Source organism: Clostridiales bacterium (assembly GCA_030016385.1).
In the GTDB taxonomy this organism is placed as follows: domain Bacteria; phylum Bacillota; class Clostridia; order Clostridiales; family Oxobacteraceae; genus JASEJN01.
Map to the genome: position 1 here is coordinate 1 of JASEJN010000010.1, position 22,133 is coordinate 22,133.

Below are 22,133 nucleotides of genomic sequence, written 5' to 3' on the forward strand. Positions count from 1 at the left end.
AGCGACGAATGAGTGCTCAAAATAACATAGAGCTCATATTACGAATCAAAAAAATGAAAATAGACATTGGTTTTAAGATAAGCAGAAAAAAATATCAGCGATTCGAAGAGTATTGCGAAAAGACCATTGCGTAATTCATTATGTGGGTTTCGGGGATTAAGCCTTTGTATACGACATTGAAGCCAAAATGACTGTAAAGGACCGCATTATTTTCACTCTGGGTTTCAAGATAGCATGAAGCCTTTATCCTTCTGCATTCCGACAGGACTTTCCCTATCAAAATGCTTCCATAGCCTTTTCCCTGCATTGAAGGAGCCACTGCAAGAAGCATGAGATGGACGCTATAATCAGGCGCATATTTTTCATGGATCTTTGCGGCATATGTCTGATAATTATTTATTCTATCAAGTGCCGGAATGCCGAATTTAAAGGGAAGCAAAAGGCCTCCGCATTTTGCCGCAGTAAAATTTGAAAATTTCTTGCTTCCGGGAGGCCCTACAATCGCAGCACCTTCTATTAGATCGGATGAGATGAATATATCGCCGAAGCGAAAGCCATATTTGACCATAACATTGAAAACTTCAGGGAGAAGCCTTCTGCGCCTTTCCTTGTCGGGAAAAAAATAACGGCATAATGGATAATTAAACATAGAATTCGAGACAAGTCCGGTAATATATCCGATATTGTCCATAATCACAGTTCTTTATTATCGATAATTCCTTTAACGTATATGGATTCATATTCTTTATCCAGCATATCCATATATATTTCATCATATCTTTTGCCAGCTATCTCCTTGGCTTCCCTTATTTGCCCAGCTTCTTTGAATCCTACTTTTTTGTAGCAGGAAATAGCCTGCTTATTATATGAATAAACTTTAAGACGTATATTATGAAGATTCAATATATTGAATCCAAAATCCAATGCAAGCCTCAGCGCATCGGCACCGTAACCCTTGCCCCAGTATTCTTTGTCGCCGATAAAAATGCCTACCTCGGCGTTTCTATCTATATAATCCATTTTAGGGAATCCCAAATTTCCCAAAAGCCTGTCGGTTTTCAAATCTATAATGGCAAAGTTATACTCGCTCACCGACAGCCTCTCTAAAATCTCCTTTTCTTTCGAGGCCGTTATCAATTTTGACGCTAAAAGCATCCCAGCCGCCACTTCCATATCGCTGAGCCATTTTGTATATTTTTCATAATCATCGACGTCAATGGGTGACAGATAACATTTTTGACCTATCATTTTTTTATAGTACATATTAAACTCCTCCTTCAATAAATCAGTAAAATATTACCTATCATTATAACATAAAAGCAAATGATTATGCGCAGTTGTTTTATGGCATTACATCCCATGAGGCAGCCTGTGTTTCACTTCTTCCCTCTTTGCATGGTTGAAATTGGAAAGCTCCGCGAGATATCCCGTTATACGCCTTATCCTCGATATATCATCGCTTCCGCATATTGGGCAGCTCCCTTCGATAACGCCTGTATTGCCGCATTTTCTGCATCTGTCCACAGGAAAATTGACGGCTACATATCCCATATCGTTTTTCTCCATGCATTTCAAAATGCTGTACATTCCTTCGGTATTATCCAATGGAGCCTCCTTGAGCTCAACATATGATATATGCCCTCCGTTGCATAGGTGATGGAATTTGCCTTCTATCCCGATCTTTTTGAATATGGAGATGGTGAATTCAACAGGGACATGAAATGAATTCGTATACCATGCCTTGTCCGTAACACCCTTGACAATGCCGAACTTCATCTTGTCCTTTTCCACGAACTTCTCGCAGAGGCCTTCCGCAGGAGTCGCAAGAAGCGAAAAGTTAAGATCATTATTTCTTGATGCCTCATCCACTTTTTTTCTCATAAACTTGATTATTTCATATCCTAGACTGTCGGCGTCGCTGCTCTCTCCGTGGTGGGAGCCGGCAAGAGAGTAAAGGGCCTCCGCAAGGCCGATAAATCCGGTGCCAAGCGTGCCGTTTTTTATTGCATCCCCCACAGTTTCACCATTTTTTAAATCCCTGCATCCCATCCATACTTCGCTCATAAGGAACGGGAAATCCTCCTTGACGAATGTTGACTGGTAAGCAAGCCTCTCAAGCAGCTGTTCGATTACAAGATCCGCATAATAATCAAGCTCTGTAAAAAAAGTTTTCAGCACATTATTGTCTTTGAATTTTTCAGACATGCATATGCCGTATTTCTTTGAAATCTCATTAAATTTGGACTCTATTTCCGGAGTATATTTTACATAAAGTCTGGATTTTAATGCTATTCCCGGAAGATTTATGGTAGTGAATGAATCGTTGCCCCTCTCCTCACATGTCTGATGCTCCTCATCCTTGTGCCTGTTCCATGCGACAATCGTCCGGCATCCCATTACGGGAACATCCGTAGGGAAACCCTTAAATAAAGAGCAGTCTTCAAATACATAATTAGGGAACAACCTCTTTGATGAAACCTTTAAAGCATACATTAGAAGGTCGTGGTTTGCAGTTCCATCTTCCCAGTTTATCCCTTTTTTAATCTTGAATATTATATTTGGGAACAGCGCCTGCTCGCCTTTTCCCAATCCGTTTTCATAAGCTTTAAGGAGCGACTCGGTGACTATTCTTCCGTCTTCGGATGTGTCCGTGCCTACATTGATGCTTGTAAACGGCACCTGGGCCCCTGCACGGCTGTGCATGGAATTGAGGTTATGTACAAGAGATTCCATTGCCTGGAATGTTTCCTCCCTTGCATACCTGTCTGCGATTTCATATATCTTTTCCCCGTCCTCAACGATGCCCAGTGTTTCAAAAGTCCTATTAAGCTGTCTTAGCTGCCATTGCCTCTCCAAGCTCACATATTTAGCCATATCGCGGTCAAAGAAACCATAGGCCTGGCCCCCATGCTGATCGTTCTGATTCGCCTGGAATATAATACAGGCTAATTGTGCGGCGGTTTTTATCCTTTTTGGAGGGCGTATAAATCCATGGCCTGTATTAAACCCGTCATTCAGCAGCCGGCTCAGCTTTATGAATGTGCATGTGGTAGTCCCTACTCCAAACCACGAATAATCGTGCGGATAAATATAATTGTCATCCATGGCTTTTTTTACATCTTCTGTTGTAAGAAATGATTCCGAATAATCCCTGCTCGCAGTTTCCGCAATTTGCAAGAGCTTGCTCGAAGGGCCGTTACCGACATTTGCATTTTCCCTATCCGTTACCTTGATTATATCCGATATCCTTCTATATACTCTCTCTTTCCTTTTTCTTTCAATGGATCTTTTGTTTCTGTATAATATATACTTCTTTGAGATATCAAAGAATCCGAGCTCTGATATCACCCTCTCGACGATATCCTGTACATGTTCCACTTCAACTGTCTTATTGCCCTCGAGATTAAGCCTTCTCATCACTTCTGCCGTAACAGCGGCAGCATTTTTTTTGCTCTCTTCCCTCTTCTCGGGCATTTCCTTACCGGCACACCCGCGTCTATCTGCAAAAGCCTTCAATACGGCATTATATATTTTTCTGCTGTCAAAATCTATTACCCTGCCATCTCTTTTAACAATATTCCTGATCAACGAAACTACCTCCTTTAATTTACGAGCCGGCCAATTAAAAATGCAATATATATTACTCTTCCATCACTACGGAGCCATTTGAAAGATGAAGTATTCTCTGGTTCCAGGAGCCTCTGAATTTTTTCTTCGGGAATTTCTTGTCCTTTTCAAAAGGGCCATCGACCAGAGTATCTATATATTTTATAGCCTTCAAATTTTTTACCTCTTCATACAGGTATCCTGTATAACACCATATATTGAGGCTTTTTATTTTATTCTTCAATATCACAAGAAGCTCAAGAATCGCATCGCTCTGGTAGAGAGGGTCTCCCCCCGAAAGGGTTATGCCGTCAAAATCCCCTTCATATAATTTCTTTATAATATAATTGGCAACTTTTACTACCGGAATCCTGACACCGTTTTTTATATCCCACGATTTCGGGTTCTGGCATTCCGGACAGTGATGAATACATCCACATGTGAAAATGACAAGCCTTATGCCTGTCCCGTCTGTCAGACTTTCTATTATTGAATTATTTATATCCGATGCCAGATATATATCCATATATTTAACACCTCCCCGCATCATCCAGTAAATAAAGGATGAAAATTTCGCTCCGGCGGAAACACAATTTGTTCCGCCCATCATGTTTCCCATGAAATAAAAAAACCTTTTTCATTAGGAAAAAGGCTCACAAATTACAGAATATAATCTATCTAATATATATGAATATGATTATATTCTAATTAATCAAATCATCATTTAGCATCCCCTTATCCTCGTAAGCAGCAGCTTTTTAATACTTCATGGCAGGTTTCCTGACTCCAGGTCATCATCCAGGCTATTGCCTTCCCATTTTATAAATAAGCAGTGGCATAAAAACAGCCGGATTCGCTGTTACAGTGGCGGGACCGCACCGGTATTCAACCGGTTTCCCTTTTGACTGCTATATTAATAGCAGCACCATAAAGTGTCATATTCAATTTTCAACATTAATTATATTATAGTATTTTCCAAAATACAAGTCAGCAAAAAACGCAGTGTGTAATATTTAAAGAATATTATTCCAATCGCCAAGCTCTAAGTATATAGAGTTTGTAAACTCGTTTGGGCAGAATCAAAACTCGCTACGCTCAGACATTGATTCTGCTTATCCAAAACTTCGTTAACAGACTCTAAAGCCTTTCCGCTAATTGCTCTTTCCATAATATTCTTCAAATAATTTATATACACCCGAAAGCAGGATTTTATTTTTAAAGAATATTACGGAAGGGACATTCGTAAATTTTTGTAACAAATACGGCGCATTATTCGTAATAATGTAAGTAAAGGCAATATGTAAGGGAGGAAACCTTATTGGAAAATCAGCAGTGGGAATATTGCTACCTCGATGTTTCATGCTCAAATGACAACAACTGGATGTGCAAGATTACCTACTTCAGCCCGACAGGGATTATTTTAAGGGAGCTGCCGACATTGAAAAAAAGCAGATCTGAAAATACCAATCCATACTATAAGATCATAGGGATACTTGGTATGCACGGCTGGGAAGCCATATCGATCAATACTTCCTCTTCAAGGAATTCCACGGCATCAGGATATTTTAAAAGATTAGTCTTCCAGGGAAGAAAAATCGACGACTTACAGGTAATGCTTTAATGCTTCAGGCTGCCTTTATCCTTTTTTACAAGCAGCCAAAAGCGGCTGGCATATGCCAACCGCTTTTGGCTGTAATAAACGATCAACTTCCAATCAGCAGCTTTCCCTCTATGGGATTAAGGCTCACCGACAGATGTCCGCCGTTTGTCCTGATTTCCTTATTGTCATGAAGCACGTCATGCAGCTTTTCTATACCCCATTTGTTCATGTCTATGTTTACCTGTTTTTTATCCCTTATGCTGCTGTTAAATATTATTACCGCAAAGCCATTTTCCCTTTTTTGGCCGAATATATCCTTTCCATTTTTGATTGTCCTTATAAACCCGTAAACGCTGCCGCTATGATAAACTGGAATGAAATAGCCTGTGCGAAGGGCGGAAACCCTATGCCTTACGGATATGATATTTCTGTACCATTTGTATAGCTCCATATCGCCGTCTTTCCAAGGGTAAGTACCCCGTGAAAACGGGTCTCCGCATCCTTCAACTCCGACTTCATCTCCGTAATATATACATGGCACTCCGGGAAATGCCATCTGGAATAAGGCCGCCGCCTTGAGCCTTCTTAGTGAAAGGATTTTCTGATCCAGGCTCAATTTTACCGACCCGGCATCCTTTTTAGATACATCTTCACAGCGGGCTTCCCCGAAAACCGTCCTAATCCTTACCGTATCATGGCTTCCGAGAAAATTCATCATTGAATAAAAAACGCATTTTGGATAATTTTCATATATGCTCATAATACATTTGTGTAGCTGTAAAGCGTCCCATTCATTCATAAAAAATTTGATTACCGCAAATCTGAGGGGATAATTTGTTGCAGAATCCAATTCGTCCCCCAGCAGATATTCCTTCATTTTTCCATAGCTTATCTTGTTTGATGCATCATCCCACACTTCCCCTATTATCACGGCATCTTGATCCTCACCCTTGACTACTGTCCTCATATTTTTAAGGAATCCGTCCGGAAGCTCATCGGCCACATCCAACCTCCATCCTCTGCACCCGAGATGCATCCAGTATCTGACTACGCTGTCTCTATTGAATAATATAAAATCCTGATATGATTTTTCAAGTTCATTTACATTCGGCAGACTGTCTATCCCCCACCAGCATTCATACTTTTCAGGATATTCGATAAAATTATACCATGGGTAATAGGGTGAATCCTTCGATTGATACGCCCCTTTGGAATCATAATGTCCAAACTTATTGAAATAAACGCTGTCGCTGCCTGTATGGCTGAATACGCCGTCGAGTATCACCGAAATCCCGAGATCTTTCGCCTTTTCACACAGCATCTTAAATGTCCGATTATCGCCGAACATAGGATCTATCTTCATATAGTCACCTGTATCATATTTATGATTCGAAGGAGATTCAAATATGGGGCTTAAGTAGATGACATCTATCCCGAGTTCCTTGAGGTAAGGGAGTTTTTTTATAATGCCAAGAAGATTTCCTCCGAAAAAATCGTTGTTTAAGTTCTTCTCACCCGCTGCATATGGGATTTCACTCCAATTTTTATGTATTATGCGGCCTTCCTTCTTGTTTAGTATTTCCCCGTTCCTGTTTCCATTGCAAAATCTATCTACAAATATATGATACATAACGCCATCTTTAAACCAACCAGGCGTATAAAACCTTCTTTTATATACGGTTATCTGGTACGAATCAGGCTCATGCCCGTATACTTCCCCCGCGCCTCCCTGATGCATACTGTTGTTTCCGTAATAGTAAATCCTGTCTGAAACATGAATTATAAAATAATACCATAAAACGCAGGGCTCGTCCGGAGCCTTTATATTAACTTCAAATATTTTGCTATTCCCATTCATACATTCCATATTAAATTTTTCTTCACCATTTTCATCCGTCCATTTCCGCAACATAGCCGACTGCACTTTTATTTTCGTATCTGCTTTCAATCTTATAATAATGTTTTGGCCGCACGGCACCGCCCCAAACGGATTTCTATAGAATAAGTCCTGTGAGTCATGAAATATCAAGAAGATCACCGCCTGCGCATCAATATTTCCATCAATTGAAAGAAATAAGCTTATTGTAAAGCTCAACATAGATGGAAGCCGATTTATCCCAGCTAAAGTCACATCCCATAGCCCTTCTCATAATCTCATTCCATATCTTTTTTTCATGATAGAATCCCAACGCCCTTTTTATGGTATAAAGCATGTCATCGGCGTTAAAGTTTGTAAAACTAAATCCGTTTCCTTCATTTGTAAATTCATTATACGAAAGCACGGTATCCACAAGTCCGCCAGTCTCACGTACTATTGGTATCGAGCCATATCTTAATGCAATAATCTGACCAAGTCCGCACGGTTCAAAATATGACGGCATCAAAAACATGTCGGACCCTGCATAAATCTTATGGGCGAGGGCATTATCGAATACTATGTTCGCCGAAACTTTGCCCTTGTATTTTAGGGAAGCGCCCTTAAAGAAGTCCTCATATGCCTCATCTCCCACGCCGAGCACCACAAGCTGTACATCAAGGTCCATGAGCCTTTCAAAAACATTTATGACAAGATCCAATCCTTTTGAATAAGCAAGCCTGGATACGATTCCGATAACGGGTTTATCAGCAGATACGTCAAGCCCCGAGTATTCCTGAAGCTTCAATTTATCGGCTGTCTTCCCCGCGATATTGTTTTCATCATAATTGGCAAATATATTCTTATCAGTCTCGGGGTTGTATTCATCATAGTCCAAACCGTTTAATATGCCATACAGATCTTTTTTTCTTGCATTCAGCAGGCCATCCAACCTTTCACCCATGTACGGATATTGTATTTCATATGCATATGTCGGGCTTACGGTATTTATAATATCCGAATATACCAGGGCACCTTTCATAAAGCTTACGCTTCCATAAAACTCAAGCTTATCATAAGTGAAATACTCATCGCCAAGTTCTAAAATATCTCCAAGTATCGACTTTGGAAATATGCCCTGATATTTAAGATTATGGATTGTGAAAAGCGTGCGTATTTTTTTATAAAGGCCGATCGAGCAGTACTTTGCCTTTAAAAGCACAGGTATCATCCCCGTCTGCCAGTCATTGCAGTGGATTATATTCGGTATAAAATCAAGATATGGCAGTGCTTCGAGCACTGCCCTGCAAAAATAAGCAAAGCATTCGCTGTCATCCATATATCCGTAAATCCTATCCCTTCCGAAATAATATTCATTATCTATAAAGTAAAACCTTACGCCGTTATAAGTGCATTCATATATGCCGCAATACTGTCTTCTCCATCCCAGATTTACAAAAAAATTGGTTTTGTAGAAAATATTTTTTTTAAGACTTTGAGGTATCGTCTTGTACAACGGCATTATCACCCTTATATCCACGTCATTTTTTATGATGTATTTAGGCAGCGAACCCGCCACGTCCCCAAGGCCGCCTGTTTTTGCAAAAGGCGCCGCTTCCGATGATGCCATCAATACTTTTACCATATATATCTCCCCCTAAACGACCGACTCTTTCCTTATAACCACAGGATAATTTTTCTGCCCGATAAGCTTTCTTCCCTTCCGTATTATTACTTCCTTATCTAAAATTACATTTTGAAGTATGCAATCCTCCATTACTTCGCTGTATGACATTATTATGCTGTTTTCAATCTTTGCTCCCCTGCTTACTTTAACTCCCCGAAATAATACGCTATTTAAGACTTCACCGTCGATCACGCAGCCATCGGCGACTAAACAATTCCTGACACGTGCGTTGGACGAATATTTTGCCGGTACCTCATCCATTACCCTGGTATAAATTATTCCGGATTTGAAAAAAACTTCATTGCGTATGGAAGGATCGAGTAAGTCCATATTATGCCTGTAATATGCAATGATTGAATTGATGATTGCCGAGTAGCCCTTAAACCCGTATCCGTATATTTTTAAAGAATCGAGTTTGTTTAGAAGCATATCCTTTATAAAATCGCCGCTTCCCTTTGACAGGCATTCATCCACAAGATATTCAAGAAGGGACTTTTCAATTATATACATGTTCAAAAGTACCTTGAAAGATTCGGAAAATGCAGGCTCTATTTTTGCGTCCCGTACCCTGCCATCCTCATCCGTTTGTATTATTATATTCTTTCGAAGTTCATCCGCCGTAAATTTTTTGTCTTCTTTATAAATGGCAGTAACATCCGCTCCCTTTGAAATATGGAAATTCATTGCATCATTATATAACATGTTGCATATGACATTGCTTCCTGAAATAATCACATATTTATTTTTTGTCTTTTTGAGCAGCCTCCTTATGCTTTGCAGGGCATCGGTGCTCCCATTATGCCAGCCGTTTCTGCCGTTGCTCGCATAAGGAGGAAACATAAAAAGCCCTCCACGCTTTCTATCCAAATCCCATTCCTTTCCCGAGCCGAGATGCACTAAAAGAGAATTATAATGATTCTGTATTATTATGCCTACGCTCTGAATACCCGAGTTTACCATGTTCGACAGGACAAAATCTATCATCCTGTACCTGCCTCCTACGGGTACTGAGGCTACGGCTCTTTCCCTTGTTATATCTCCAAGTTCAATGCCTTCATCGATGGCATATATAATTCCAACCGCATTCATAAAATACACATCCTTTCGTTATAGATGTATAAATATTCTTCAAATATAAAATCATCCTTTCGTTATATGACGCATTCATCAATATCCGCGCCCACTCTTGCACCGGCAGGTATCTGCATGTTTGCCCCTATAACCGTTATTTCCGGAAAACTGCCTCGAAGTTTATTGGCATGCCCTATTATGCAATTGTCATTTATATATGCCTTCTCTGCAATTATGCTGTTGAAAATAACAGCGCCCTTGCCTACCTTTACATAAGGCATTATCACCGAATCCACTATTCTTGTTCCCTCATCTATAAATACACCTGTCGAAACAACCGAATTCATTACGCTTCCATATAAAATGCTTCCCTCAGTCATTATGCAATTTTTGGCATCGGCGCAGGATGCCATATAATGGGGAGGTTCTCCGTGATTCCTGCAATATATCGGCCATGAATGGTCATACAGATTAAACATGGGAGGATCCTTAAGCAAGTCCATATTGGCCTCCCAGAGACTCCTTATGGTCCCCACATCTTTCCAGTATCCCTCGAAAGGATACATAAACGCCGCCTGACCGCACCTCAGCATTTTAGGTATTATATTCTTGCCGAAATCATGTTCGGAAGTTTTATCATTTCCATCCTCCAGCAGATATTCTTTTAATACCTTCCAGTTAAATATATATATCCCCATAGATGCTTTATTGCTCTTAGGGACTTTCGGCTTCTCCTGAAACTCGAATATCCTTCCGTCTTTATCGGCATTCATGATCCCATACCTGCCCGCATCCTCCAATGACACATTCTTGACGGCGATGGTCACATCGGCATTATTTGCCTTATGGCTTTCAAGCATCGCATTATAATCCATCTTATATATGTGATCTCCTGACAAAACAAGCAAAAATTGCGGGCTGTATTGCTCGACAAATTCGATGTTTTGATATATCGCATCGGCTGTTCCCTTGTACCATTCCCCAATGCTTCCCTTTACAAATGGGGGAAGGACAAAAGAACCGCCGTTCAGCCTGTCAAATCCCCAGGGCCTGCCGGTACTTATATATGAATTCAGTTTATGAGGTCTGTACTGTGTCAGCACGCCGACGGTATCTATGCCGGAATTTGCACAGTTGCTTAATGTAAAATCTATGATACGGTATTTACCCCCAAAGGGAACGGCCGGTTTGGCTAAATTTTTAGTTAAAACTCCAAGCCTGTTTCCCTGGCCGCCTGCAAGAAGCATCGCTATACATTCCTTTGGCCTCATTTCTATAATTCCTCCTTATTGTCATGGTCTTTTATCCCTGTTTATGATTTCAGCTGTGCTTCATCGTTGTATTTCAGGGATAAATCATCATACAGCTTTAAGGGTTTAAAAAATACCGCTGATACAGGGGGAATTTTAATGCTAATGGAATATCGCATCCCATGGCAGGGTATACTTTGGGCTATAATATTCGATCTATCTATTTTGCCGGAGCCTCCGTATTTTACATCATCGCTGCTTAAGGCTTCACAATACTCTCCCGGATATATAACGCCGATACGATAATTCTCTCTTTTTACCGGTGTGAAATTGCACACGGCTATCAATATATTCTTAGGGTCCTTTCCTATTCTTATAAACGAGATAACGCTCTGTTCAAAATCATTCGGCTCTATCCATTTAAACCCGTCCCATCCGTTGTCCCTTTCCCAAAGAGAGCTCTCATTCAAGTAAAAATGATTGAGGTCCCTCACATATTCGCGGATCTTTGAATGCATCTCAAACCCCAATAAGTTCCAATCAAGCTTGGTGTCAAACCTCCATTCGATAAACTGCCCGAATTCCCCGCCCATAAATAGCAGCTTTTTGCCGGGATGCGCCATCATAAATCCATACAGCGTTCTTAAGCCTGCGAATTTCTGCTTATAATCCCCATACATTTTATTAAGGAGAGACTTTTTACCGTGCACAACTTCATCATGGGAAAGGGGAAGTATATATTTCTCAGAAAATGCATAGGTCATAGAAAATGTGAGGTTATTATGTTTCCATTTACGGAATATCGGATCTGTGGACATATAACTTAAAATATCATTCATCCACCCCATATTCCATTTATAGCTAAAGCCTAAACCTCCAAGATATGTAGGGCCGGTGACATTTGGCCATGTTGAAGATTCCTCCGCAATCATCAGGGCATTTTTAAATTCCTTTGAAACGGCATCATTAAGGTTTTTCAAAAACTTCACCGCATGTAAATTTTCTCTGCCCCCATATCTGTTCGGGACCCATTCCCCTTCTCTTTTGCCGAAATCCAGATAAAGCATGGAGCTTACAGCATCGACTCTCAACCCGTCCACATGGTACACATCCATCCAGAATATGGCATTGGATATTAAAAAGGCTGCAACTTCCTTTCTTCCATAGTTGAAATTAAGGGTGCCCCACTGCTTCTGTTCGCTTTGCAGCGGATCCTCGAATTCGTATAATGCCCTGCCGTCAAACTTCACAAGGCCGTGGGCATCTTTTGCAAAATGGGACGGAACCCAGTCGAGTATTACCCCTATACCCTTTTGATGGCACCTATCCACAAAGTACATAAAATCATAAGGCGTACCAAATCTGCTCGTTATGGCGAAATAGCCTGTAACCTGATATCCCCATGAACCGTCAAAGGGATGTTCCGATAGTGGAAGCAATTCTATATGGGTATATCCCATATAGGATACATAATCTACAAGTTCTTTGGCCATTTCACGATATGTAAGAAACTCACCATCCTTTTTCCTGTTCCAGGAGCCCAAGTGCACTTCGTATATGAGCATAGGATTGCCGTAGTTGTCCTTTTCCTTTTTTTTATTCTGCCATTTAGCATCTTTCCAGTCATATCCCTGAAGCCTTACTACTTTTGACGCCGTGTGCGGACGATTTTCACAATAAAACGCGTACGGATCACTTTTTAAAAATGTTTCCCCATCGGCTGTCCGTATCTGGTACTTGTAAATATCGTATTCTTTTACTTTCGGAATAAAAGCAACCCATACTCCGGTGTCGCGTATTCTTGCCATCGGATTCCTGCCGCCATCCCAGCCGTTGAAATCTCCGACGACGCTTACGCTTATTGCATTTGGTGCCCAGACTGAAAATCTTACTCCATAAATCCCGCCGATATTTTGAAAATGGGCACCGAACAGGCGATAAGCGTAGCGATTTGTCCCTTCTTTAAATAGATACAGTTCAAAATCGCTTATACCCATTGCATCTTCCAATATGAATCCCCCTTATAAGCTCTTCTTAAGATCCCCATAAAGCTTTTTATTTTTTCTATATAGCTTTAGATATACGATAATATGCAGGAAAAATATAAAATATACGCCGTGTGCATCCAAATTATTTGAAAAATATCACGGAAAGAGAGTTGTAAAAAAGATTTGGGGTTTGAATGCGAAATTTCTGTATCTCCATAAAAACATCACATTTATATTCTATTATATATATGAATGGAAAGATGAGTTTTTTACCGGCTTTTATATTTTAGCCGGATTATCTAATATATGATTGGAGGATAAGGATATGGAAAATAATAATTCTAAAAATACCAGCAGGCATGGCGGTATGTTAAAGCACGGCTTAATGATGATGGCATGCTGTCTGCTGCCTTTGGTTGTAATATTTGCATTGCCGCTTTTAAATATAAAGGGAGGAACCGTGCTTCCACTTCTTGCATCATTGGCATGTCCAATAGGCATGGTTTTAATGATGTTCGGAATGGGACATTTAGGTAAGGGCGGTTCATGCCACGGCGATGGTAAAAGCAGGCTCCCCCAAGAAAAATAAACTATTCTTTTAAGATGGCGGGCATACCTGATCCATCGGCTCAAACCTTCTGAAATAATCCATAATTATTTCAAAGAGCTGCGCGCAGTCGCGGATTTCTCCAAGCAATCATTGGATCTTTAGAGCTTTAAGGGCTATCCTTGAAGCTCCGTATGCGGCTTCTTTGCTTAGTTTTTTTATGCTTATAAGAGGATATTTATCCTTTGCTAAATTCGTGAAACTATTAAATATAAAATTATTTTTAACTATTACGCTCCCGTTTACCACAACAGTCGTACTTACATTTTCATATTTCATCGCTTTTATCACTGCATCGACCAGCATGAATAATTCACTTGATGAATTTTGCAATATCACTTCAGCTTTTTTATCGCCATTTTCAAAGGCTTTATTGACTGTTTTGGAGTAGTAGGCTATCTCGGACTTCTTTAAATCTTTTTTATATATTCTATCGACCATGCCCTCCACATTTAAAACACCCATTTCCTGTTCGAGCATGGGCAGAAGCTCCGTATACGGCTCTCTTCCGTCATAGCACTTAAGGGCTGCTTTAATTCCCTCAAGCCCTATATAATAGCCGCTTCCTTCATCGCCGAGTATATGCCCCCATCCTCCTGACCTGTATCTTTTTCTGTACCTATCGATACCGTATGCAATAGAGCCGGTACCGGCAATCAGAACAACACCCTCGACATCTTTGCTTTCCGCAGCCAGAACTATTTCCGCATCATTTGTAACAATAACATTACCTTTTATGCCAATGGACTTTATCAATGCCGCAATATCCGACTCCCCCTTTAACTCATGAACGCCCGCCGTGCCGATGCAGACGGAGGAGCAATCATCGATTAGAAGCCCCGATTTTGATACGGCATTCTCTATCAATTCCTTTAATACAGTATGGACCTCATCTAAGGATGCGGACTTAATATTTGTGGGGCCTCCAAGGCCTCTCGAAATTATCTTACCGTTAAGATCGGCAATATTTATGACGCTTTTCGTCCCGCCGCCGTCTATCCCTATTACATACTTCATAAAATTTCTTCCGCTCCTTGTTTTTATATTCTTTACAGGTACATTAGGATGTATAAAGATTATTTGAAAAATATTATGGAAAGAGCAATGCGATTGAAATAATATTCTTCAAATATAAAATATATATCCTGTGCATTAAAATTATTTAAAGAGTATTGATGTATTTATACATCTTTTAATACCATTACGGAATACGGAGGTATGTCTATATCTCCATTATATAATTTACCGGTTATGAGATCTCTCATGGCACTTTTCAGGCTTAACTTGCCGGTGCGATTCTCAAGCTCAAGAATCACCATCCCCGATCCCGCCTGGCCACTTCTCGGCACTGCGAGTACATTTTCGGACGCTGCTACAGGAATGATATCCGCTTTTTTTGATGCATTCAAAGCTAAAGACTTAAGATCTTCCCGCACAGGCAAAGTTCCAAGGATTATGACCTGACCCTTGCCGATATCGCATTTTGCTATCGCAGAAAGCCCTGACAGCGGCCCTTCAGTATAGTCGGCTATAGATTTTGCCCCGCGTGTTTCAAAACCGTCATACCATACGGAGCCGTCGGATTTATGCCCATCCTCCCATTGAATAGTAAAGTCCTCAGGATCCCCCGGTATTTGATATTTGCAATAAATATTGCATAGATTCTCTAAATAACCAAACGGTGCCTTAGCGTACTTCGTTGCATCGATGGTCCGGATATCGGACATCGGCCCTACGATCCATATGCCACCATTATATACCCATTTCTTTATGCGTTCAATCAGGCCGCCTTCTTCAAGCGTCGGCAAGAATGGAGACAGCAAAACCCTGTAACCGTCAAGCGAAGATGCGGGATCTATGATATCAGGCCGAATCTGAGATTCGATTAAAGGCTTATAAACCTTATTGATAATTTTATCCGCATATTTGAACCCGTTTACCATAGGCTGAAATTCGAACAGCCACCATGCATAACCTGAAAAGTGTATGGCAAATCCCGATTTAACAGGACGGGTATTATTCAAAAACTCCCCTGCTTTTTTAAAACCTTCCGATACCTCTTTTACTTCGTCAAATATGTGAAGGGGCCTGCCGGAACTTGAAATAACGGAACCGTGCATGAGTTCCTGACCGCTCCAGTGCGCACGCCAGAGCCAGTACAGGTTGGCCTCTCCTCCTAATGCTATGGGCAGCCATGAATTCACAACGCAGAACCCCTTCTTTTTATATCCGTTTGCAGAAGTCGAACCGTTCCAGCATGTCTGCGTTTCGGTATTCCAGAAAGGCGACTGCTTTAAAGGCCTTATAAAATCCATCCAGAAAGCAGCCTGCCATAGATTTTCCATATCATTGTAATGATTAAACTGCATTACATTTAATACCTGGCTCATTTTATAATAATTGACGCCATTTACGGGCATCATATCAGTGCCTACAGGCTGATTTGTAAGTTTCTGCAATATATCGCTCTGAGTTTTTGTAAATTCTACGTATGAATCGGATTGAAAATTCATCCAGGCCGTAAGCAGTGAAGGATGGTGCCACGTATCGGAACGTGGAATAGGTAATTGCTCAAAGGACTTATATGTCTGGCTCCATAAGTCCGTACCCCATATCCTGTTTAAGTCATCTATGGTTTTGAACTGCCGGCGCATGGCATCTATGAACTTTTTGTGACACACAGGACAGCAGCAGCCGCGCTTCTGCGCCGGATACATTTCATTATCGATCTGCCAGCCGATGACGTTTTTATCCCTTCCAAACTCTTCGGCAAGCCTGGTAACTATTTTTATGCAATATTGCCTGTATACAGGATTGTTAGGACAAGCATGTCTTCTTGCCCCATGCTGCTCTCTCGTACCATCATCATGCACCACCAGAACTTCGGGATGCTTTTCCGTAAGCCACACCGGCGGGGTACACGTCGGAGTGCACATAATAACAGCAATGTCCGCCGCAGATAATTTATCTACCACATTATGCAGCCACTTAAAATCATAGACACCCTCCTCTGGCTCCATACGGCTCCATGCGAATTCCCCTATCCTTACCACATTTATGCCTGCCTTTTTCATCATTGATATATCCCGGTCGATTTCCTCAAACGGCCAGTCTTCAGGATAATATGCTGCACCTAAGTAAGGCGATAAATTCTTCATATTCATTTCTCCCCTTTCAATTCTTTATATTTATTTTTGTCTATCCCCTTTTATTAACTTTAATTATCCCTTCATTCTTTTATTAAACTACTAAATATATTATAATTTTCTATTCAATCACAATCAACTATCTGTCAGTTCGATTTTCATACAATTTAATATTATTTGAATATTGGATTTTTATCGCATTCTTAACTTCTTCGATATTATTTTTGCAGATAACTGCTCCATCTGTGCAACTAATATAAATTCCTGTATCCCCTGGTCCTTTAATATAATTATTTTTAATGGTAATGTTCCTATGCACACCTGCAACTGGAATTTCACACTCAGTTAATACGCTAATTCCAGAAGTTCTTTTATATGTTCCAGGACCATATCCACATCCAATAAACCTATTATCGCGGATTACTATATCCCTTACACCCATGGATTCGAACCATCCTGTTGCGGTATCTATGTGTATGCCTGTACCTGTACAGTGGTCAAATGTACAATCTTTGACAATTACTCCTCGGGTCTGTATAAGAAGTCCTCTGGCACGTATATTCTTTACCAGGCATCTAACGAATCGGAGTTTAGCAGTTCTTGACACATTAGAGATCAAGTCAGTGTTATCAAACGATTCAGGCAACGGTTGAGAAAAACGAATTGTACAACTCCAATCTTCGGGATCTGTTTCGACGAACTTAATTTTCCCGGAAGCATATGGCAAAAGTGTATCCCTTCTTATAAATTCTACACAATCACCTGCAGATGGACTGTCGAAAAGACAATCCTGAGTTACAGCTTCTATAGTAGCCAATATGGTACGATCATCAAACCGCTTTTTTACAGAAAAATAGAAACTGTGAACATTGACTGCATCATCTCCCATACCCTGAAAATAGCAATCCTCAAAGTCAATTGTGCCAGTACAACTTATAAAATGTGCAGCATCGGTATTTACTGACATTATCCTTTCGTCTCGCGGTATAACTTTTAACTTTCTAAATATGAAATCTTTGCTGCTGTGGCCTATTATACCCATGCCGGGGTTTGCATTAATGGTCACGTTCTCTACATTTACATTGGTACAATTAAAGAAATATAATGCCGGGCGATAATTGCCAATATGCCTAAACATCAAATAAGAACCTATTTGAACCCTGCCAGAATCCGGAAATTTAAAGCGAACAACCTGAGGAGCTATAAGTTCCATCGATGTTCCGCGGCAGAAAGGGCAAAATACCCCGAATCTCCTAGTTGCAGGATCATAATCCTGGAAAGACCATACCGGTTCGCCACCATTAATAAAATAATTATCAAAAATTTTAGCTTTTATTGTATCATTTTCATTATTAAGAACTCTTCCTTCCGAAAACATAGGACGGTTCCAATCAATCGAAATATTTTTTATCAGCACATTGCTGCAGTTTATAAATTCAAACGGCTGAATAAGCCCTTCAAATATTATTGTAGAACCCTGACCGTCTATTACAAGATTGTCACAATTTTTAAATGAAACTGCTCTGTTAAAAGGGATGCCGCATCTTCCCCATTTTGTATCAGGATTTATATTCCCTATCATAAGATTTTTAAAATCTCTTATGGATTTTTCATCTTTAAAAATATATTTTCCCCTCGGTAAAATTATTTTACCGGTCTTAAATTTGCAGCATTTATCAACAGCATTCCTAAGTGTTTCCGAAATATCCATACCATCACAAAACTCATGCGGCCTATCAACTTTCATTTTATACACTCCTCAATATATTTCTTTATGTTTCCCACTCTAAAACAGTCCTGTAATATATAAAAAATTATACTTACAAAAAAGTTTATTCTCAGAAAAGTTATCAAAAAGTAATAGGAAGCTTAACTATGGCAGCAATTCCTCCATTTGCTCTGCTGCGCAATTCCAGTCCGTATTCTTTGCCAAAATATAGTTTTATTCTTTGATTAATATTTGCCAAGGCTAATCCATCTTTGGGTGCGTCTATAGTGTCATTAATGGCTTCAGTATCAAGTTTCTTATTAATATCAGCAAGACGCTGTTGATCAATTCCTACTCCATCATCATCTATTTCACACCATAAACAGCCATCAATACTTCGAATAATTACTTTAATATCGAGATCGCCACCTTTACCCTTAAGCCCGTGAACAATACAATTCTCAATTAATGGTTGTAGCGTAAGGCAGGGTATTTTGCATGCTTCAAATTCAAATTCGTGGGCAATATCATAACGCACATGCAAAGAATTATTCAGCATTAAATTCTGAATTTTTATATAATCTTTTGCATTGTCAACTTCCATCCCTAATGTGCTAAGCTTTTTGCCAAATGAAAAATTATATCTCATCAGTTTCCCTAACGCAGTCAATCCATCTGATATTTCTTCCTCATCTTTTATCTCTGCCATCATCTTTAAAGTCTCTAATGTATTATAAATGAAATGAGGGTTTATTTGTTTTTGAAGCACGGCAAGTGCCATATCCTTTTGCGCGATTTGAGCTTTATAGACTACATTGATTAAATCATTAATTTTGGCAGCCATCATATTTATATTTTCAGCTATTTCAGTTATTTCATCTTTTCCTTTCACATTAATGGATATGTTGAATTCTCCATGTTCTATTTTTTGTACAGCTTTGAGAACTATTTTTAATTCTTTTAGAAGCAAATGTGCGGATAAATAAGATAGACTGGAAAGTATAATAGTACCTGCGGTAAAAATAAAGATAAAAATATTTCGCGACCGCACTAATGGCTTGGAAATTTCAGATATTGGGATGGCGCTTATAAAATAAGTCCCGGGAAAGTTGATTCTTTCTATATTTATCAAATAATTATTTCTATCCAAAGCAACACGCAAATTTTTACCGGAACTAAGTGATTGTAATTTATTTTTGCAAGTATTCAAAATTTTCTTGTATAATATTGGATTATCGCTATATATAATGTTCTTGCCCTGTATTATAGCAATGGTATTTCCAGGCTGATCGACATAAACAGAGGAATCGATTAAAGTATTAACATCTATTTCGATTTCTATATAAGTGGTATTATCCTTGTCATCTATATTCATTGGATAAAATAGTGAAAAAACTAGTCCACCTTTAAATGGTGAATATTTATACAGCCTTGCCGGATGCACATCTTCCCAATAAGAATTTTTATGACTTAGTTGGGACTTTATATTTTTAAACCATTTCTCTTTTTCATAATCCTTCGCCCAGTAAAAAGATTGGCTTTCCGGTATGCTTTCATTATAAGTAAAAAATCTAAATTTATTAATATATGGATTCTTTGCCGCTTCTATCCATGAAATAAAAGGCAGTATATTATTATTCATGGCAAGTATTAATTGAGAATCAGTATAATATTTATTTGTAAAAAACTTTTTCAATACATTATTCGTTGAAATTTCATATCCGATTTTTTCTACTTGATCAATCTGATTATTTATTCTTACTTTCTCATCATAAAGTCTCTGTTCATTTATAACAAGAGTTTCATGTTCTATAGATTTTACCATATTATTGTACAGTAATACTCCGCTTATAAGAACAGGTATCGATAGAATTATGATATATGATAAAGTCAATTTACTTTTTAAGCTCATATTCTTCCTCTGCTATATATTAGATAAATTATAACGATACTGGTTGGGCGTAATTCCAGTATACTTTTTAAAAACCCTATAATAGTAATTTGTATCGATGAAGCCGACTTTTTCTGCTATTTCATAAACTTTATATTTCGGCTGGATAAGAAGAACCTTGGACTTCTCTACTCTGACTTTATTAAGGAAATCCCTATAGTTTAATCCTGTCGTTTTTTTAAAAATACAACTTAAGTAAGAAGGATTTAAATTTACATAATCCGCAACCTCCTGTAAGCTCAAATCCTTCTCATAATTTTTTTCTATATATTTTATTGCAATCCTAATTTTATTGCCTGAATTAATTTGATCATTATCCCCTTTGTTCTCCCATATCTTTAATATGATTTGTTTAATGCTAATCTTATAATCAGAAATTGAACTGCATATTTTAAAGAGTCTGGCTGCCTCAATCGGAATATCAAATATATTTCTGCCAGCGGCAGTCATATTGCTCAGCAACAATTTTTCGATCGAATCCTTAATTACTTGAGGTATAGCATTGGATTTTTTAAAAAAACAAAATAAGCTATCAATGCTGCTTGATAATCCCATGAAATTTTTAACCTTTATAGCATTGGAAATTTCCTGAAAATAAACATCCAATGATAGTTGCTGTGTTTTGCATTTCTTTATTTCAATATATGAAAATATCCGTCTTCTGTCATCGACCATCCTGAAATCTAGAGCCTCTTCAGCATGTAAAGCTAGTCCATGAAGCATTTTTACGTCTTTAGACCAATCGCTTATGCCTAAACTTGCATCGCTTCCAAAAGAATCTACTCCGTTTGATATGGCAGATACTACCCCATTTAGCTCTTCTTTATTTATATTTACAAGGCATATTATATTATTGTACTTATTTATATATATACAGCATATATAACGTCCAATGTACTTCACAAAATAGTTTTTCGCAAGATCACTTTTCTGACTGCAATACATTGCTATAACACAAAAACCTTGTTTTGCAAAAGCAATTCCAGCATCTGCTATTACTATATTGGTAAACTGCGCATCATTTTGTCCATCAAGTATTTCCTTAAGCACAATTGACTGATATTCTTTAATTTTTATGTCTTTTATAGCTTTCTGTCTTATCTCTTCTTCCTGCATTTTGAGCTGGTTTATTATTTTTATCAGGACATTATATAATTCATCTTTCCCTATAGGCTTCAAGAGATATTCATTTACATTAAGGCCTATAGCTTTCTGAGCAAATGAAAACTCATTATAACCGCTTAAGATTATTGATTTTATATTTGTATTGAATTTTCTTATCTGTCCTATTAAATCAAGGCCATCCATAACCGGCATTTTTATATCAGTAATTACAATATTAGGAGAAAATTTATATACATATTCCAACGCTTCCCGGCCATTTCTTGCCTCATAGAAAATATCGATTGGCAATCTCATTTTACTTATCATTTTTATCAAACCTTTTCTAATGATATCCTCATCTTCAGCAATTAGAATACTATACATAAGCCATTCCTCCATTGGCCAAAATTTCATGATATACAGAGTATAATAAATACTCCATTGTTTAAATTGAAAGTTAAACTAATTCCACATTTATAATAATCAGATAATAACATGTCAAACAAGATAAGCTAAAGCATGCTTCTGCATTTCTTTTCCCGGAATAATTAAGCCTTCAA

The 22,133-nt window shown here is 38.8% G+C and carries 16 protein-coding genes and 1 riboswitch; of the genes, 2 read left to right on the plus strand and 14 right to left on the minus strand.

Annotated features, from left to right (window positions below):
• Positions 1 to 94 precede the first annotated feature (94 nt).
• The 4 genes from QME45_03815 to nrdG all read right to left on the minus strand — a co-directional run bounded on the left by QME45_03815 (position 95) and on the right by nrdG (position 4,132).
• Positions 95 to 691 (minus strand): GNAT family N-acetyltransferase, encoded by a 597-nt coding sequence (locus tag QME45_03815; GenBank protein ID MDI6617791.1) that lies wholly within the window; start codon positions 689 to 691, stop codon positions 95 to 97.
• A 2-nt stretch (positions 692 to 693) separates the two neighbouring features.
• On the minus strand, positions 694 to 1,263 hold the full coding sequence (locus QME45_03820) for a GNAT family protein (protein ID MDI6617792.1): 570 nt from the start codon (positions 1,261 to 1,263) through the stop codon (positions 694 to 696).
• An 87-nt stretch (positions 1,264 to 1,350) separates the two neighbouring features.
• The gene (gene nrdD, locus QME45_03825) at positions 1,351 to 3,588 is read right to left on the minus strand and encodes an anaerobic ribonucleoside-triphosphate reductase (protein MDI6617793.1); all 2,238 of its coding nucleotides are present in this window, start codon (positions 3,586 to 3,588) and stop codon (positions 1,351 to 1,353) included.
• Positions 3,589 to 3,640: 52 nt separating this feature from the next.
• Positions 3,641 to 4,132 carry an anaerobic ribonucleoside-triphosphate reductase activating protein gene (gene nrdG, locus QME45_03830; protein MDI6617794.1) on the minus strand — a complete coding sequence of 164 codons (492 nt, stop codon included), beginning with the start codon at positions 4,130 to 4,132 and terminating at the stop codon, positions 3,641 to 3,643.
• A 226-nt stretch (positions 4,133 to 4,358) separates the two neighbouring features.
• Positions 4,359 to 4,551, minus strand: a riboswitch (cobalamin riboswitch).
• A gap of 373 nt (positions 4,552 to 4,924) precedes the next feature.
• On the opposite strand from nrdG, the gene QME45_03835 reads away from it, so the two are divergent.
• A complete protein-coding gene (locus tag QME45_03835; GenBank protein MDI6617795.1) occupies positions 4,925 to 5,227 on the plus strand; it encodes a hypothetical protein in 303 nt (100 codons plus the stop codon).
• 82 nt (positions 5,228 to 5,309) lie between these two features.
• Here QME45_03835 and QME45_03840 read toward each other — a convergent pair whose 3' ends face one another.
• From QME45_03840 to glgB, 5 genes are all read right to left on the minus strand, one after another.
• Positions 5,310 to 7,244, minus strand: coding sequence for a glycoside hydrolase family 13 protein (locus QME45_03840; protein MDI6617796.1), 1,935 nt, complete (start codon positions 7,242 to 7,244; stop codon positions 5,310 to 5,312).
• 22 nt (positions 7,245 to 7,266) lie between these two features.
• Positions 7,267 to 8,706 carry a glycogen synthase GlgA gene (glgA, locus tag QME45_03845; protein ID MDI6617797.1) on the minus strand — a complete coding sequence of 480 codons (1,440 nt, stop codon included), beginning with the start codon at positions 8,704 to 8,706 and terminating at the stop codon, positions 7,267 to 7,269.
• Positions 8,707 to 8,718: 12 nt separating this feature from the next.
• Complete coding sequence (glgD, locus tag QME45_03850) at positions 8,719 to 9,837, minus strand: glucose-1-phosphate adenylyltransferase subunit GlgD (protein MDI6617798.1); 1,119 nt, start codon at positions 9,835 to 9,837, stop codon at positions 8,719 to 8,721.
• 62 nt (positions 9,838 to 9,899) lie between these two features.
• On the minus strand, positions 9,900 to 11,090 hold the full coding sequence (locus QME45_03855; protein ID MDI6617799.1) for a glucose-1-phosphate adenylyltransferase: 1,191 nt from the start codon (positions 11,088 to 11,090) through the stop codon (positions 9,900 to 9,902).
• 41 nt (positions 11,091 to 11,131) lie between these two features.
• The gene (gene glgB / locus QME45_03860) at positions 11,132 to 13,066 is read right to left on the minus strand and encodes a 1,4-alpha-glucan branching protein GlgB (GenBank protein ID MDI6617800.1); all 1,935 of its coding nucleotides are present in this window, start codon (positions 13,064 to 13,066) and stop codon (positions 11,132 to 11,134) included.
• 316 nt (positions 13,067 to 13,382) lie between these two features.
• Here glgB and QME45_03865 point away from each other — a divergent pair, with 316 nt between their 5' ends.
• Complete coding sequence (locus QME45_03865) at positions 13,383 to 13,646, plus strand: hypothetical protein (GenBank protein MDI6617801.1); 264 nt, start codon at positions 13,383 to 13,385, stop codon at positions 13,644 to 13,646.
• A 108-nt stretch (positions 13,647 to 13,754) separates the two neighbouring features.
• On the opposite strand, the gene QME45_03870 is transcribed toward QME45_03865, so the two are convergent.
• The 5 genes from QME45_03870 to QME45_03890 form a co-directional block, all read right to left on the minus strand.
• A complete protein-coding gene (locus QME45_03870; protein MDI6617802.1) occupies positions 13,755 to 14,681 on the minus strand; it encodes a BadF/BadG/BcrA/BcrD ATPase family protein in 927 nt (308 codons plus the stop codon).
• Between the two features lie 164 nt (positions 14,682 to 14,845).
• A complete protein-coding gene (locus tag QME45_03875) occupies positions 14,846 to 16,822 on the minus strand; it encodes a beta-galactosidase (protein MDI6617803.1) in 1,977 nt (658 codons plus the stop codon).
• A 127-nt stretch (positions 16,823 to 16,949) separates the two neighbouring features.
• Positions 16,950 to 18,557 (minus strand): right-handed parallel beta-helix repeat-containing protein, encoded by a 1,608-nt coding sequence (locus tag QME45_03880; protein MDI6617804.1) that lies wholly within the window; start codon positions 18,555 to 18,557, stop codon positions 16,950 to 16,952.
• Between the two features lie 103 nt (positions 18,558 to 18,660).
• Positions 18,661 to 20,430 (minus strand): histidine kinase, encoded by a 1,770-nt coding sequence (locus QME45_03885; protein MDI6617805.1) that lies wholly within the window; start codon positions 20,428 to 20,430, stop codon positions 18,661 to 18,663.
• A gap of 12 nt (positions 20,431 to 20,442) precedes the next feature.
• A complete protein-coding gene (locus tag QME45_03890; GenBank protein ID MDI6617806.1) occupies positions 20,443 to 21,957 on the minus strand; it encodes a response regulator in 1,515 nt (504 codons plus the stop codon).
• Between the last annotated feature and the right edge of the window lie 176 nt (positions 21,958 to 22,133).